Genomic DNA, 14,903 nt, shown 5'->3' on the forward strand with positions numbered 1-14,903 from the left:
ACACTTATATTCATTTTCTAATAACAACTTGAATAACATCAGCTAAACCAGTGTGCCCTTTCCCTTCAATTCGCTCTTGTTCGCCATTAAAGAAATGAATTACCTTATGTTCTTCACACCAAGTAAGGATATCAATTGGATTATACAGCATATCAACATCTTTTGGTCCACCAGTACTATAGTTTATTTGTTTTTTTGAGTAAACTTCAAACATAATTAAACCACCAGGCTTTATCGTTTGTATCATTTTACCTAATATCATTTTTTTATAATTATCATGAAAATGTCCAAATACCATAATTGCTGCATCATATTCATTTTCTGGCAAACTATCAGCTAATAAATCTACTTTTTTTGTATGCACGTTTACGTTATGCTTCTCTGCCAATTTTTTTGTCTTCTCTAATCCATCTTCCGAATAATCAATAGCTGTTACTTCGTTCCCTTGTCTTGCTAGAAATACAGCATTTCTACCTTCTCCCTCCGCGAAAGCTATTACTTTATTGTGATTTGCTAAACGAAATGCTTGTTCTTTAATAAATGTATTAGGTTCTTCCCCGTAAAAATATTCATCTGATTTATATCGATCATTCCAAAATTTAGTCATCATCTTCTCTCCTTCTTCATATCATTTTCTAACTACAATTAAAGATATCAAAGAGTCTTTTTATCCTTAATTAATTTAAAAATAAAAGCAGATTAAAAATCCACTTTTATTTTTTTCGCAAGATCTACGATTTTTTGATTTCGTAACTCTTCTTCCATTTTCTCTTCTGCTGCGAGCATTACTTCATTAATTAAACATCCAGGTTTGTCATGTAAACAACATTCAAACAATGATGTTTTACCTTCAATTGCATGTATAATATCTAAAAATGAAATATCTTCCCAATTCTTACTAAGTGAGTAACCGCCCTTTGGACCAGATGATGAATGTATCATCCCTTCCTTCGTCAACTTAGTTAGTATTTTAGACAAGTACGTTGGTGAAACATTTTGCATTTCTGCTAATTGGTGAACACTAACTAACTTATTTGGTGTAGCCTTTGCCAGAAAAAGCATTGTATGAAGAGCATAATTTGTAGCTTTAGAATATTTCATAATACAGCTCCTATTGTAGACTTCATGTATCTACAATAACTTTATTTTTTTATTATGTCAAACGTTTGTAATACTCCATACAACATTATTTCTTCACAAGTAATACATCTGCCGCGCAAATCGTCACTTCTCTAAATGGAGAGTCAAATAAAACACCTAGTTCAAAACCATCTTCAGTAAGAGCTATTTCATGATATAACCACCAAGCATTTTCAAAGCTTTCCGGCATAGAACACTTTGTTACTCCTATAAAGGTTACTTCAAGTTTATCAAATTCACTAAAAGTACCACTGCAATCTAATACGATAGACAAAATATCTTCTGATTCTCTCTTTACTACTTTAATTACACTATCGTGTAGTGATGTCTTGTGTAACTGAGCGACATTTGACGGAAGTTTTTTCTCAATGGAATTAAAATATTCTACGTATAATTGATCTAATTGTGCCACTCTTTTCTCATAATCTGTTGTCCACTTTTGCATACGTTTTTTCAGTTCACCTGATGGGTATTCTGAATTAATTGTGATGTTTTGTATAATTGAGTATATCGATTCAGGAAGGAATTTTAATAAATCTATTTTCCTTTCCTCTATTTCTTCCTTTAAACTTTGTATATCCATTTCTGACCATTCTTTTATAGACTCTATAAAACTTACAAATTCTAAAACTTGCATTTTTTTATACCAATCTCTTGTAAAATATTTCAATGACACCTCTCCTAAAACATTTTTAAATCCAGTAAAAACAATATATCCACTTATTATATCATTCCAATAACTATTTTTTCTAAAGAAAAAATGTAAAACTGTAAATATTCCGCCTATTTTTTCTAAAACTTCAGAATATTTACAAAAGTATAAAATTAGAATACATTTTAGCTGTACAAGATTCACCTGTACAAAAATTCAAACAAAAAGGGATGGTTATATGTTGAAGAAATTAGTAGCAGGAACATTAGTAGCGGGTTTTGCATTAACTGGAGGACTAGGTGTGGTAAGTGCTGAAGAAAAAAGCAACACAATTAAGTCATTTGATTATTTAAAAGTGGATGAACAAAATGTTAATTCATTTGCAAAATTAAATGATCAGGATAAGAAAAATATCCAAATTACTATGGTATTACCAGAGCAAAATGAAAATGGGGATTGGCTAGCTTATGGTTTTACTAGTCGTGAAACATTAGATGCGTATATTGAAAAGGATAAAAAAGCAATTAAAAATAAAATTAATCCTTTAGGTAGCGGTGCTGGTAGTACTGATTTTTATGAACATAAAGATAAAGGTGGCCAATACATTTACTGGAGCAGCGGATTTAAAAACTTACCGTCTAGCTGGAATGACAGAATTTCTTCTGTAAGTACAGCGTCACCTTCTGCAAGTTATTCAACGACACTTTGGGAGCACACTTCAACACAAGGATATGGAAAAGGCGTTTTATTTAAACACGCTGATTGGTACGGTAAAACTGCTAATTTAGCTGCTGATTGGAACGATATTACTTCAGCGATTGAAATTAAATAGTAATAAGACATTTAATTTCTTCTATAAAAATTCAAACCACTATTCTCTCTTTCATTTAGAGAATAGTGGTTTATCATATTTCTATTTAAGCATGTACAGCATGTCCTACTGCTTGCATTAACGCTTCATGAATCGCCTCAGATAAAGTTGGATGTGCTGCAATATAATCTCTCATTATATCAGCGGTAACTTCTGTATGAATCATTACAGTTCCTTGTCCAATAAGTTCAGTGGCATGAGGACCAATAATAGAAATCCCTACAATTTCTTGGTATTTAGGTTCCACAATGACTTTTACTTTACCCATTTGTTCGCCAATAATAAGCGCTTTTCCGTTTACTGTAAAAGGAAATTCTCCAATTTGCATGTCACCGTACTGCTCTCTTGCATCTTTTTCTGTTAAACCGACACTAGCAATTTCTGGAGCTGTATAAATACAGCGAGGTACAGCATGGTAGTTTACTTTTACATCTTCTCCACTCGCGTGTAATGCTGCCGTAGTTCCTTCATGGAAGGCAACGTGAGCAAGCTGAATTCCACCGATCACATCACCAGCTGCGTAAATATGTGATACGTTCGTTTGCATATGTTCGTTCACAGCAATCCCTTTATTTGAAAACTGAACCCCTGCTTTTTCTAAATCTAATTGTTGTACACGTGGTTTTCGGCCGACAGAAATGAGAACATATTCCGGGTTAGCTTCTTGGATACTACCTTCATATTCAAATGAAGCTTGCTTCTTATAATTATTTAATCCTTTTAAAGCAGCTCCTGTAAATATTTCTACGCCATCACTTTCTAATTTCTCTCTTAAAATATGTGCGATATCTTCATCTTCACCTGGTAATAATTGCGGTGCCATTTCAACAATCGTAACTTTTGTCCCAAGGCGACTATAAATACTTGCAAACTCACATCCTATTACACCACCGCCAACGATTAACAATGAAGATGGTACACTCTCAAGAGACATCGCATGGCTACTATTTAAAATCCATTTTCCATCAAACGGAGCGAATGGTAATTCTGTAGGTTCGGAACCAGCTGCGATAATAAACCTCTCTCCATCCACTACTTCTTCTTTATTTCCTTGTACAACTCGCACACGATGATCCGTTTCGAATTTCGCTTTTCCTTTTACAACTTTAATTTTATTTTTCTTCATTAAATATTGTATTCCTTGGACGAGTTGCATTACGATTTGTGATTTCCTTGCCTGTATTTGATCCCAATCAATTGATATACTTCCTGTATTAAGCGTAACCCCATAATCATTCGCTTTTCTCACAATGTCATGCACTTCTGCACTTTCTAACAATGATTTCGTCGGCATACACCCAACATTTAAACACGTTCCGCCAAGGTCAGCTTCATCAATAAGAGTGACCTCTTTTCCATTTTGAGCCGCGGTAATTGCCGCTACATATCCAGCTGGTCCGCCTCCAATTACAACTAATTTACTCATTCTCTCACCTTCTCTTTATAAAAGAATTGTTATAGGTTCTTCTAAATAATATTTAATTGTGCGTAAAAATGCAGCTGCTGGTGCACCGTCTAGTACACGATGATCGAATGTTAAACTTAAAGGTAACATACTACCTTTTTTAAATTTTTTCCCTTTATATACAGGAACATGTTCAATTGCGCCAATACCTAAAATACCAGTCTCAGGTGTATTTAATACAGGTGTGAAATATTCAATACCAAAGCTACCTAAATTACTAATTGTAAATGTCGTTCCGTGCATATCATCACTACTTAAGCTACCTGCTCGCGCCTTTTGTGCCATATCCTTAATCTCTTTAGACAACTCTACTAAAGATAAATTATTTGCAAAGCGAATAGCTGGAACGACTAATCCTTTTTCTAATGCGACTGCTATGCCTAAATGCACATGTTCAAATTGATGAATGGCATCATCTATATAAGCGCTGTTCATTTCTTTATGCTCTCTAAGCGCTAATACAACAGCACGAGAAACGAAATCCGTAATGGTTAGTTTGTTTTCGTATCGTTTTTGCACAACTTCCGCTATGTCTTTATGTAATGCAACTAAATCTGTAACATCTACTTTCATCGTTAACGTTAATTGCGCACTATTTTGTAAGCTTGCATGCATACGACTCGCAATTGCTTTTCTCATACCAGTAACAGGAACGACTGTACTTTCTTCTTGTTCAGGTACTTCTGGATTTGCTACTCTTTCTTCTAGCGCCTTTAATACATCTGCCTTTGTAATCCTTCCGCCAGGACCTGTACCAACTAATGCCTTGATATCCAGATTTTCAGACTTTGCAATTTTCTTCGCTACAGGTGAAATTTTAATTCTTTGCTTCGCTACTTCTTTCCCATTTGGTTCTTGATTTTGTACTTCTATATTAGATGTTTTTTCTTCTACCACATGTGTGCTTTCCTGCATTTCTACTTTTTCATTTGGTTTACCGATGTAGCAAATTACAGTACCAGGCGGCACTCCTACATCTTCACTTACAGCTATATCAAGTACCGTACCATCAGCTGGCGCTTCAATTTCCGTTTCAATTTTTTCTGAATTAATACTAGCAATTAGTTCTCCTTTTGCTACATTATCGCCTGCTTTAATATTCCAGCTCGTAATAATACCTTCTTTCATCGCCATACCTAACTTCGGCATTACAACTTCTACAGCCATGTGTCTCTCTCCCTTCTCATCGTTTTATTACACATGTAATAAAGATTGGTCTCCAATCATTTCTGATACAGTTTCAATTACTTTTTCTGGCGTTGGCAAATACAACTTTTCAAGTGGTGGTGAGAACGGAACAGGTGTATGTGGTGCTGTAATTCGTTTAATAGGTGCATCTAACAAATCAAAACCTTTATCCGCTACAATTGCCGCAATATCTGTTGCGATACTACATCTTGGATTCGCTTCGTCAATAACGATAAGACGATTTGTTTTTTCAACAGATGATAAAATAGTATCTTCATCAAGCGGTGATAAAGATCGTGGATCAATTACTTCTACTTCAAGCCCCTTTTTCGATAATTGCTTTGCAGCTGCAAGTGCTGTATGAACTTGTTTTCCGATTGCGACAATTGTTACATCAGAACCTTCTCGTTTAATATCTGCTTTTCCTAAAGAAATTGTATAATACCCTTCCGGCACTTCACCTTTCATATTGTAAAGTGTTTTATCTTCAAAGAAGATTACCGGGTCGTCATCTTCAATTGCCGCTAATAATAAGCCTTTTGCGTCATATGGAGTAGAAGGAACGACAACTTTTATACCTGGAATGCTCGTAAATAAGGCATACAAACTTTGTGAATGTTGTGCAGCTGCGCTAAAACCTGCACCGTGCATCGTACGTACCGTAACTGGCACTTTCGCTTTACCACCAAACATATAGCGGAATTTTGCACCTTGGTTTAATACTTGATCAAGACAACTACCAATAAAATCATTAAACATTAACTCAGCTATCGGACGTAACCCAGTTGCAGCAGCTGCCATCGCAGCTCCCATATAACCCGCTTCAGAAATTGGTGTATCCAATATACGATTTCGGCCAAACTCTTGTACAAGTCCTTTCGTAACACCAAGAACACCACCCCAAGCTTCATCATCTTGCAGATGATCAACTTGTGCACCGCCTGCAACATCTTCACCTATTAAAATTACATTTTCATCACGACGCATTGAGATTTTCATCGCTTCATTAATTGCAGTTGACATACTTACTGTTCTAGTCATAATTTTTCACCCTCCTCTTATTTGTAAGAAACGTATACATCTTTTAATAATTCTTCATCGTCTGGGTATGGACTATTTTCACTAAATTCAATGGATCTTTGTACTGCATCATCTACTGCTTTTTCCATATCAACAAGTTCAGATTCCGTTAATAAACCTTCATGAATTAAATGCTTACGGAAATTCACAATCGCATCTTTTTCATTTAAATGTTCTTCTTTTTCTTCTGATGTTTTATATGTTTGCGCTTCACCTTCAAAATGACCGTAATTACGATATGTCATACATTCAATAATTGTTGGACCATCACCATTACGCGCACGTTCCACTGCTTCCGCAGCAGTTTTATATACAGCTAGAAGATCTTTTCCATCTACTTGAACGCCTGGAATATTATAAGCTTTTGCACGATCCGCAATAGAATCACAACTTGAAGCATATTCAAATGTAGTTGCTTCACCGTAACCGTTATTTTCTGCAATAAAAATAACTGGTAACTTCCAAATCGCCGCTAAATTAACCCCTTCATGGAATGTTCCTTCATTATTTGCTCCGTCACCGAAGAAACAAACACTTACATCTTTTGTTCCTTTATATTTAGCTGTCAATGCTGAACCGCAAGCAAGTGGGAAACCCCCGCCTACAATGCCATTAGCACCAAGCATTCCTTTATCTAAATCCGCAATATGCATGGAACCGCCTTTACCTTTACATAATCCTGTCGCTTTCCCGAAAAGTTCAGCCATCATACCATTTAAATCACAACCTTTTGCGATACAATGTCCATGACCTCTATGTGTACTTGTAATACTGTCACTATCCGTTAAGTGGGCACATACACCAACTGCTACCGCTTCTTCACCTGCGTATAAATGAACGAAACCTGGCAAAACGCCTTGTGCGAACAATTCATGTACCTTATCTTCAAACTTACGAATCTCTAACATTTTTTCATACATCCAACGAGCTTGTTCTTTCGTAATTTCATTCCCTTTACTTTCAGTTGTTTTTAACATGTCCAGCCCTCCTATTTTCTTGATCATCTTTTATATTGCAAGTACCGTGCCAAATTCTAATCCTTGATTTAATAGGTTTTCTCTTTTCTTTCATAATAAAAAAGTGGACAAAATGAGACATCTGTCTCGTTTTGTCCACTTTTGTTCACCTAATTTGAGAACTATTATTTTATTCATTATCAAAGCTCCGCTGTAATTTTCGGATGTAAATAATTTGGCCAATATGATATGCATTATGAGTTGTTACATTCGCTAACACTTCCCACCACTTTACAGAAACAGGAAATCCTACTACATCACTTTCAACCTTTTCTTCATTTATAAGATTTTGCCATTGTAACAGTTTTTCTAGTAGTTTTTCCCGTAATTCATCGAAAGTTTGATTATCTGAAAGCATAAAACTTTTGTTATTATCTCCTATAGAGGGTACTGCATTAACATTTGATTCTTTATACCTAGTTTGCCACGTAGAGTTCCAATACAGTAAATGTTGTACGATTTCAGCTATACTATTACTCTCTTCATTCGGTTTCCAGAAAGCTTCCCTCTCAGATAAATCCTTAACTGCATCTGAAAATGGCATATACCAACTGGGATCATTTGCATTTGCTAATAACTGATCTGCTAATACATCTTTCACATGGACCATTTTTCTTCCCTCCTGTTAAAAAGATTCATTTCATGACAATACTCACTTCTCTAAATACGCTGAGTTTGTAAGATTTCCTCTTTTTAAGCATAACCCCATACATATGCACATAAAGAAACCGAAAGCACCTAATACATAAGCTAATGCATAACCACTTCTCTCAATAACCCAGCCCGCAATTTCAGGTCCAATCATTTGCCCAACTGCATAGAAAACAGATATAAAACTAATTGCCATTGAGACATATTTCGGAGATACTTGCTTTGAAGCTGCAACTTGAATTAATAATAGTATACCTCCGAGGCTAGAACCCCAAATAATTGCCGACACGATAAAACCAGTTATATTTCCAAATATAATTGGAGCCATATCACCTATAATAGCTAATAAAAGCGCACTACATAAACTCTTCTTTATACCAATTCGATCCGAAATAAATCCCCAGACAGATGCTCCTACGATTGAAAAGATGCCAGCAATTGCATAAACAGTCCCCGAAATTGATGCTGAGATACCACTATCAATCATAAAACTAGTTTGATATAAATTTGGAATTAAATATACAACACCAACAATAAAATACATCCATGCAATGATATATAGTTCTTTCGTTTTCCATAAAAACGATTTATTACTCATTTTTTGCTCATCTTCAGTAACTTCTGGATTTTTCAAAACAACTGAAGCGGCAAATACAATGATACATGTAATAACTCCAAACAAAAACCATGCACCACGCCAACTATACTCAGGAAATGTGCGCACTACATAAGGAACAATTATTCCACTAAATAGCATACCTATACCTGCACCGCTTAATAACAGTCCCATTACAGTTCCTCTTTTGTCTGGAAACCACCCTACCGTTATTGACATGAGTGGTGTATATACAAGAGCACTACCAGCTCCAGCACATAGCATACAAAAAGCAACTATCCAAAACGAAGAAACAAACGCTAATCCCATTAAGCTTATAACGACGAACCAACTGCCTATTAATAAAACTGATTTTGCGCCAAAACGGATAGTAAATATTCCAGATGTTCCTACAGTTAATAAATAACCTAAAAAAAGTATGGTTCCTAGCATACCTGATTGAGCCGTAGATAAGTGAAGTCCTTCCTGCATAAATGGCAGTATAATTCCATATGCCATACGGGCGAAACCAGTTGTTGTTATAATAAGAAAGATTCCTATTAATACAAATATCCAAAAATGACTTTCATTCCGCTCTTTCATTTAAATTCCTCCATAAAAAATTATTTCCAATTGGATGTTGATTGTAATTATAATGATTATGACAAAATACAACTACCAAATGGTGGAGGAGTTTACGGTATAACGGATTTTTAATACATACGCAAAATTTCAGAAGGTTTCATTCCATATTTCTTTTTAAATGACTCTGAAAAATGACTAATATTATTGTATCCAACAGCAACTGCCGTTTCGGTCACATTACTAGTTCCCGAACGCAATAAAAGCATTGCTCTTTCCATTCGCTGTTCTCTTAAATATGCAAATGTGGACGTGCCAAATAATTCTTTAAAACCAATTTTTAATTTATAATTATTTAATCCTACTATTTTAGCTAATTCTAATAATGATGGGGGTGACTCCATTCTTTGAAGTAAAATTTCTTCAGCTTGTTTTATTTTATTTAAATCCTTTTTGGATAATTGGCTCCTTTTATTTGCATCACGATCATTCAGTAATACTTTCCCAAAGTATATAGAAAGCAATTCGAGCGCTTTACTTTCTATTTCGAGTTGATTAATACGATCCTTTTGGGGATTCTCTAACATTCTCTTAATAATATTAGATGTTAGGGCATCAATGGGGGTTTGAAACTTTTTAAAAGATTGATTTCCTATTATAGTATGAAAATCATGACTTTTTTCAATAGCACAATTTAGCATGAAATGATTAAACAACTGTACAGGAATTCCAATTGCTAATGAATATAGTGGAGTTTCTTTTTCATATTCAAATAGAACTTCAAAGTCATTCATAAAATATAAATAGCTATTCCCAGCCATTAATTTATTTGTAGAGTAACCAACTTGTACTTCCCCGGATCCTTGTAAACAAAAATTAAGTTCCACCATTGCTGCATCCGATGCAAATTGAATGCGATGGTTTTTATGAAACTGGTAATTTGATAGCACTATTTCCATTCCAGAAAACGAGCTCCACCTTCGCACTTCACCCATACCTATTGTTTTTGGCACATACATATATCTTTCTTCTACAACTTGTAACCCATGAAAATATTTACTAAAAATATCATGAAAACTGTTAGTCTTCATGAAATCCACACTCCTTTTATATACAAATTACAATCAATTGATAATCATTTTCAATTATAACAAATATCTTTATACAATAAATAGCTTTTACCTTTATATCTCGTTATGATAAAAGAAAAAGAAAGCGAGCCGACAATGAATAAAAAAATTGCAATTATTACTGGGGCTTCAAGTGGATTCGGCCTATTAGCAACGCTTGAACTTGCGAAAAAAGACTATTTAGTCATTGCTACAATGCGAAACCTAGAAAAACAAGGAACCTTACTATCTCAAGTTACTGAACTCAACTTACAGCAAAATATAAAAGTTCAACAATTAGATGTAACAGATCAAAATTCTATACATAACTTTCAATTATATATAAAAGAAATAAACAGAGTAGACCTACTTATTAATAACGCAGGATATGCAAATGGGGGCTTTGTAGAAGAAATTCCAGTAGAGGAATACCGCAAACAATTTGAAACGAACCTATTTGGGGCTATATCAATTACTCAGCTTGTCTTACCGTATATGAGAAAACAAAGAAGTGGAAAAATCATTAATATTAGCAGCATTAGCGGCCAAGTTGGATTCCCTGGTTTATCTCCTTATGTATCTTCAAAATATGCATTAGAAGGCTGGAGTGAATCACTTCGCTTAGAAGTAAAACCTTTCGGAATAGATGTTGCTTTAATTGAACCAGGTTCTTATAACACAAACATATGGGAGGTTGGGAAACAACTCGCTGAAAACCAATCTGATACAACATCTCCTTACAAAGAGTATATGGATAAAATACAAAAACATATTAATAGCGGCAGTGATACATTTGGTAATCCGATAGATGTTGCTAATAAAATTGTAGAAATTGCTGAATCTAAGCGTACAAATTTACGATATCCAATCGGTAAAGGTGTGAAATTTATGATCTTTGCGAAGAAGATTCTTCCTTGGAGATTGTGGGAATATCTTGTTTTGAGAAGCTTTAAGAAAATGTAATAAACTTTTTGAAAACTTTTTTGAAAACTATTTTGAAAACTTTTTTGAAAACTATTTTGAAAACTATTTTGAAAGGGATGCTAATTAAATGTTAGGTTTACCGTATGGGAAAGTGTTTTTAGTGCCGTGGACTGAAGAATGGGAAATTGAGTTTATGAAAGAGAAACAACTCATTGAGGAACAAATTGGCGAACATATTTTAGCGATACACCATATTGGTAGTACTTCTATTCCATATTTAAGTGCAAAGCCAATTATTGATATAGCAATTGAATTAGAAAATTATACGGACGGTATACATTGTATTAAAAAGTTAGAACTACTAAACTATAAATATAGAAAAGAAGTATTACCCGAAAGATACTATTTTAATAAAGGTGAACCAAGAACTCATCAAATTCATATGTATGAACAAGGGAATACATATTTAATAGAACAATTACAATTTCGTGATTACTTAATAGACAATAAAACTGCACGCATGCAGTATGAACAGTTAAAGATTCAACTTTCACAAGCTAATCCTACTGATAAACATAAGTATGCAGAGGATAAAACTAATTTCATTACATCTATATTAACTAAAATAAATGCTTAAATAAACAAGAAACCATTTAGTAGTAAATGGTTTCTTGTTTATTAGTTATTTCATTATTTGTACTATCAAATTTTTATTATACAGCAGGTGGAAAGAAGTAAAATAGTATCGAAGTCATAAAAATAAACGTGAATACCCCAATTACCGAAAATATATATTCTTTCGACTCTCTATCATACTTCCATTCCATCAATGCTCTTAAGATTAACGTCCCACCTAAATAAGTAAAAATGACATAAGCAATATTAATACTTTCAAATTTAAAGATAAACATAAAGCTAGTTATTAAATAAATAAAAAGTAGTCCTATTTCCAATTTTTTATGTAAACTATTTACATGTTTTTTATATCCCCAAAAACCACCCTTGGGCATATTCAATTTTTTTCTTAAAAACTTATCGAGAAAATAGACAGCTATACAAAAAACAATAGTTATAATCCCAAAAGTAGAACCTCCCATTTTCACCCCTCCTATTATTTCATTTAATTACTTGAAATAAATTGGACTATATTACGGTTATCCCCTTCTAAATAACTTATGATGCCTTCAGGATATGTCGGCTTCTCCTGTAATTCCTCTAGACTTTTCCAAATTAATATAATATCCTCATGCTCTTTATGCCTTATTTCATTTGTAATGATTTTTTCAACAGTCCCCCAATGTATCAATGTACAATGATGACCTTTTTCGTTGTCCCACTCAAAAATGTGTTCATTTACAATTGCTAACTCTTGAACATCAACTTTCAAATCGTATTCTTCTATTAACTCTCGAATTATTGCTTCTTTTGACGTTTCACCAAATTCAATAGAGCCACCTGGAAAACGATAAAATGATTCATTTTCATCGCATTGTACAAGTACTTTAGAATGATCTTCATTTAAAATCATTGCTTCAGCACGTAATTTAGGATTTTTCATTTTGTCTCCCCATTCATTCCACATATGATTAAATCCAATAGGTATAAAAGAAAAAATTAAGAATAATTCCTGTTATTACTAATAGCGGAACCGTTCCTAAAGAAATGACATATTCCCTCGATTCTTTATCAAATTTCCACTCCATAAATGATTGAAAGCAGTATAAAGTTATTAAAAATAAAATGGGTAAATTACTAATATAAACGGGATTTAAAGTAGCACATATCATCGTAAAAATTATATAAGAAATAATAAGAGCCCTAGTGCCCCATTTATGAAAGTTGTTTACATATTTACTATTCCAGTCTGTTTGTTTCGGTATATTTAGTTTTTTCCTCACTACTTTTTCAAAAACAACTAAGGATATAATCCATACTATTAATAAAATTCCTTTAACCCAAAACAGTGATGTTTCCTCCTTTACCTTTTCTCCGGCTGATCACTCGGATACGTAGCATTCCTTTTATTTTCTACGTCCCAACTAATAATTGTCGCACTATCACGTCCCAACTGATGATGCACGTGTTCTAAAACATTGTGAATATTTTCTTTAAGTGTTTTATCATTTCTGTTCATAGCATTATACAAATTTACAGGTATTTCATATCGGCGTTCCCCGCATTCTAATACTCCATCTGTCACCATTACAATTCGGTTCTTTCCAGTACGTAATTCACGAATACCTGATGAATAGCAAGGAACAGGTAAATCAAATGTGTTTACATTTCCAATCCATTCGTAAAAATGACGTTGATTTAATGCATATTGTCCTAACTTATGTAACTCTTCATGAAATACATACACTAAACAATCACCGATAGAAAGCCACCATATACAATTTTCTTTCCTTACACATAGTAAGCAAGCTGTTTCACCTTTAATTTTTTTGCACTTTTCCTTAAATGAAGATGCCTGAAAAATTGTCAGTATATGATTTTCAACAGATTGAAACACTGTATTAATTGGTTCATTCAAAATTACTTTTATATTTTCATATTCTTTTTCGATTGTATTTACTACTAAATCAACACTTTCTGCACTATTATGTCCATCTAATATAGCTGCAAATTCCCATTCGCCATTTGACCAAACTAATGCACCATCTTCATTCTTTTTCGCTCCAGCACTTATATTCCCACCATATTTACCAAGTACAATATCACCATATTGTTTAACTGAAATTTCTCCTAAACACATTTCTATATTTCCAACCCATGAATATTGTGTATTATTTTTTGTATGCATACTCATTTACCATATACTTTCGTATTCTTTCACATAGTTTTTTTATTTTCTCTTCGTCACCATATGGTGCGCCAGTCCATTTCGCTATCTCGGTTGGTGACCAAAACTCTTTTGGTGTATTCGGATAACGCGGAATAATGTGCATATGCATATGTGGTACACCATTTCCTGAAACAAAAGTATAAATATGCTCTGCACCTTCGCTTTCTTTTAGCGCTTTACTTACTCTACTTGTTATAAGTCCGAACGCTTTCGCTTCTTCATCTGTTAGTTCAGCAAGGCCAGGTACATGTCTTTTTATATCTATCATTACATAACCCAGGTATGTTTCTTCACTATCCCAGTGGACATGTCCAACGTAAACGAGTTCATCTTCGTAAATAGCTCCACCTGGAACTATAATATTTCCTATATGTTTTTTGCAAATGAAACAGTTTTGTTCTATTTGATTGTTTGTTGACATATCCATCACCTTCCTTTTCATATATAATATCACAAAAAAAGGAAAAACAGGTTTAGTATTCCGAATTTTCATTCTTTTGATACAACAATTTTTGAAATGAATTTACATCTCATTATTTCTTCAAAAACGCAATCCCAATTATAATCCCAATCACAATTCCGATTACTAAATTATTTGTAAAGTGCCCTTGAAATACACCAATTACAACTCCTATACCGACACCTATTGCCAAAGCATCATTTCTTTTTTTATTTTTAGCCAAAATTACATCTCCTCCCATCATTTCTCCCTAAATAACATACATTTACTTGAATGTATTAATATAAGGACTATCTCGCTTAAATATTTCCAAAAAATGTACTGT

General features: G+C 33.7%; 19 protein-coding genes. 3 read left to right on the forward strand and 16 right to left on the reverse strand.

The features are described 5' to 3' along the window. Positions 1-10: 10 nt before the first annotated feature. The 3 genes from N2V80_RS13665 to N2V80_RS13675 form a co-directional block, all read right to left on the reverse strand. Positions 11-610 carry a class I SAM-dependent methyltransferase gene (locus tag N2V80_RS13665; protein WP_061655920.1) on the reverse strand — a complete coding sequence of 200 codons (600 nt, stop codon included), beginning with the start codon at positions 608-610 and terminating at the stop codon, positions 11-13. Between the two features lie 89 nt (positions 611-699). After that, the gene (locus N2V80_RS13670) at positions 700-1,101 is read right to left on the reverse strand and encodes an Rrf2 family transcriptional regulator (protein WP_000877650.1); all 402 of its coding nucleotides are present in this window, start codon (positions 1,099-1,101) and stop codon (positions 700-702) included. A gap of 85 nt (positions 1,102-1,186) precedes the next feature. Next, entirely contained in the window at positions 1,187-1,810 is a 624-nt protein-coding gene (locus N2V80_RS13675; RefSeq protein WP_061655923.1) for a DUF4085 domain-containing protein, read from the reverse strand. Between the two features lie 220 nt (positions 1,811-2,030). On the opposite strand from N2V80_RS13675, the gene N2V80_RS13680 reads away from it, so the two are divergent. Continuing rightward, positions 2,031-2,624 (forward strand): hypothetical protein, encoded by a 594-nt coding sequence (locus N2V80_RS13680; RefSeq protein WP_061656032.1) that lies wholly within the window; start codon positions 2,031-2,033, stop codon positions 2,622-2,624. Positions 2,625-2,709: 85 nt separating this feature from the next. Here N2V80_RS13680 and lpdA read toward each other — a convergent pair whose 3' ends face one another. The 7 genes from lpdA to N2V80_RS13715 all read right to left on the reverse strand — a co-directional run bounded on the left by lpdA (position 2,710) and on the right by N2V80_RS13715 (position 10,331). Further along, positions 2,710-4,089, reverse strand: a complete 1,380-nt coding sequence (lpdA, locus tag N2V80_RS13685) for a dihydrolipoyl dehydrogenase (protein ID WP_061656033.1) — start codon at positions 4,087-4,089, stop codon at positions 2,710-2,712. A gap of 15 nt (positions 4,090-4,104) precedes the next feature. Beyond that, positions 4,105-5,295 (reverse strand): dihydrolipoamide acetyltransferase family protein, encoded by a 1,191-nt coding sequence (locus N2V80_RS13690; protein WP_061656034.1) that lies wholly within the window; start codon positions 5,293-5,295, stop codon positions 4,105-4,107. A 27-nt stretch (positions 5,296-5,322) separates the two neighbouring features. Next, a complete protein-coding gene (gene acoB / locus N2V80_RS13695; RefSeq protein WP_000198907.1) occupies positions 5,323-6,357 on the reverse strand; it encodes an acetoin:2,6-dichlorophenolindophenol oxidoreductase subunit beta in 1,035 nt (344 codons plus the stop codon). Between the two features lie 17 nt (positions 6,358-6,374). After that, complete coding sequence (gene acoA, locus N2V80_RS13700; RefSeq protein WP_061656035.1) at positions 6,375-7,373, reverse strand: acetoin:2,6-dichlorophenolindophenol oxidoreductase subunit alpha; 999 nt, start codon at positions 7,371-7,373, stop codon at positions 6,375-6,377. 169 nt (positions 7,374-7,542) lie between these two features. Continuing rightward, entirely contained in the window at positions 7,543-8,022 is a 480-nt protein-coding gene (locus N2V80_RS13705) for a DinB family protein (protein ID WP_061656036.1), read from the reverse strand. Positions 8,023-8,064: 42 nt separating this feature from the next. Further along, positions 8,065-9,261 (reverse strand): MFS transporter, encoded by a 1,197-nt coding sequence (locus tag N2V80_RS13710; RefSeq protein WP_061656037.1) that lies wholly within the window; start codon positions 9,259-9,261, stop codon positions 8,065-8,067. A gap of 110 nt (positions 9,262-9,371) precedes the next feature. Then, positions 9,372-10,331: a helix-turn-helix domain-containing protein gene (locus tag N2V80_RS13715; RefSeq protein ID WP_061656038.1), complete on the reverse strand. Its 960-nt coding sequence runs from the start codon at positions 10,329-10,331 to the stop codon at positions 9,372-9,374. 135 nt (positions 10,332-10,466) lie between these two features. Between N2V80_RS13715 and N2V80_RS13720 the strand changes: the two genes are divergently transcribed. Together N2V80_RS13720 and N2V80_RS13725 are read left to right on the forward strand one after the other, a co-directional pair. Beyond that, on the forward strand, positions 10,467-11,312 hold the full coding sequence (locus tag N2V80_RS13720) for an oxidoreductase (protein ID WP_061654820.1): 846 nt from the start codon (positions 10,467-10,469) through the stop codon (positions 11,310-11,312). 88 nt (positions 11,313-11,400) lie between these two features. Continuing rightward, positions 11,401-11,910 carry a GrpB family protein gene (locus N2V80_RS13725; RefSeq protein WP_000901213.1) on the forward strand — a complete coding sequence of 170 codons (510 nt, stop codon included), beginning with the start codon at positions 11,401-11,403 and terminating at the stop codon, positions 11,908-11,910. Between the two features lie 76 nt (positions 11,911-11,986). Here N2V80_RS13725 and N2V80_RS13730 read toward each other — a convergent pair whose 3' ends face one another. From N2V80_RS13730 to N2V80_RS13755, 6 genes are all read right to left on the reverse strand, one after another. Further along, positions 11,987-12,370: a DUF4181 domain-containing protein gene (locus tag N2V80_RS13730; RefSeq protein ID WP_061655770.1), complete on the reverse strand. Its 384-nt coding sequence runs from the start codon at positions 12,368-12,370 to the stop codon at positions 11,987-11,989. A 23-nt stretch (positions 12,371-12,393) separates the two neighbouring features. Continuing rightward, entirely contained in the window at positions 12,394-12,831 is a 438-nt protein-coding gene (locus tag N2V80_RS13735) for an NUDIX domain-containing protein (RefSeq protein WP_000795350.1), read from the reverse strand. 28 nt (positions 12,832-12,859) lie between these two features. Then, positions 12,860-13,198 (reverse strand): DUF4181 domain-containing protein, encoded by a 339-nt coding sequence (locus N2V80_RS13740; protein WP_074628857.1) that lies wholly within the window; start codon positions 13,196-13,198, stop codon positions 12,860-12,862. 53 nt (positions 13,199-13,251) lie between these two features. Then, complete coding sequence (locus N2V80_RS13745; RefSeq protein ID WP_000556970.1) at positions 13,252-14,076, reverse strand: PP2C family serine/threonine-protein phosphatase; 825 nt, start codon at positions 14,074-14,076, stop codon at positions 13,252-13,254. Beyond that, positions 14,060-14,560 (reverse strand): HIT family protein, encoded by a 501-nt coding sequence (locus N2V80_RS13750; protein ID WP_003284488.1) that lies wholly within the window; start codon positions 14,558-14,560, stop codon positions 14,060-14,062. The genes N2V80_RS13745 and N2V80_RS13750 overlap by 17 nt, the downstream gene beginning before the upstream one ends. Before the next feature lie 91 nt (positions 14,561-14,651). Beyond that, complete coding sequence (locus N2V80_RS13755) at positions 14,652-14,819, reverse strand: hypothetical protein (RefSeq protein ID WP_000508470.1); 168 nt, start codon at positions 14,817-14,819, stop codon at positions 14,652-14,654. Positions 14,820-14,903: the final 84 nt, after the last annotated feature.

The sequence above is a fragment of the Bacillus sp. FSL W8-0640 genome (assembly GCF_038007725.1).
Lineage (GTDB): Bacteria > Bacillota > Bacilli > Bacillales > Bacillaceae_G > Bacillus_A > Bacillus_A cereus.

Bases quoted from the DNA above. Each gene is read 5' to 3' on its own strand.
- N2V80_RS13680 (WP_061656032.1), top strand. From the start codon at position 2,031: ATGTTGAAGAAATTAGTAGCAGGAACATTAGTAGCGGGTTTTGCATTA.
- N2V80_RS13670 (WP_000877650.1), bottom strand. From the start codon at position 1,101: ATGAAATATTCTAAAGCTACAAATTATGCTCTTCATACAATGCTTTTT.
- N2V80_RS13725 (WP_000901213.1), top strand. From the start codon at position 11,401: ATGTTAGGTTTACCGTATGGGAAAGTGTTTTTAGTGCCGTGGACTGAA.
- N2V80_RS13665 (WP_061655920.1), bottom strand. From the start codon at position 610: ATGATGACTAAATTTTGGAATGATCGATATAAATCAGATGAATATTTT.
- acoB (WP_000198907.1), bottom strand. From the start codon at position 6,357: ATGACTAGAACAGTAAGTATGTCAACTGCAATTAATGAAGCGATGAAA.
- N2V80_RS13730 (WP_061655770.1), bottom strand. From the start codon at position 12,370: ATGGGAGGTTCTACTTTTGGGATTATAACTATTGTTTTTTGTATAGCT.
- N2V80_RS13715 (WP_061656038.1), bottom strand. From the start codon at position 10,331: ATGAAGACTAACAGTTTTCATGATATTTTTAGTAAATATTTTCATGGG.
- N2V80_RS13705 (WP_061656036.1), bottom strand. From the start codon at position 8,022: ATGGTCCATGTGAAAGATGTATTAGCAGATCAGTTATTAGCAAATGCA.
- N2V80_RS13735 (WP_000795350.1), bottom strand. From the start codon at position 12,831: ATGAAAAATCCTAAATTACGTGCTGAAGCAATGATTTTAAATGAAGAT.
- N2V80_RS13745 (WP_000556970.1), bottom strand. From the start codon at position 14,076: ATGCATACAAAAAATAATACACAATATTCATGGGTTGGAAATATAGAA.
- N2V80_RS13755 (WP_000508470.1), bottom strand. From the start codon at position 14,819: ATGGGAGGAGATGTAATTTTGGCTAAAAATAAAAAAAGAAATGATGCT.
- N2V80_RS13690 (WP_061656034.1), bottom strand. From the start codon at position 5,295: ATGGCTGTAGAAGTTGTAATGCCGAAGTTAGGTATGGCGATGAAAGAA.
- lpdA (WP_061656033.1), bottom strand. From the start codon at position 4,089: ATGAGTAAATTAGTTGTAATTGGAGGCGGACCAGCTGGATATGTAGCG.
- N2V80_RS13750 (WP_003284488.1), bottom strand. From the start codon at position 14,560: ATGAAAAGGAAGGTGATGGATATGTCAACAAACAATCAAATAGAACAA.
- N2V80_RS13720 (WP_061654820.1), top strand. From the start codon at position 10,467: ATGAATAAAAAAATTGCAATTATTACTGGGGCTTCAAGTGGATTCGGC.
- acoA (WP_061656035.1), bottom strand. From the start codon at position 7,373: ATGTTAAAAACAACTGAAAGTAAAGGGAATGAAATTACGAAAGAACAA.
- N2V80_RS13710 (WP_061656037.1), bottom strand. From the start codon at position 9,261: ATGAAAGAGCGGAATGAAAGTCATTTTTGGATATTTGTATTAATAGGA.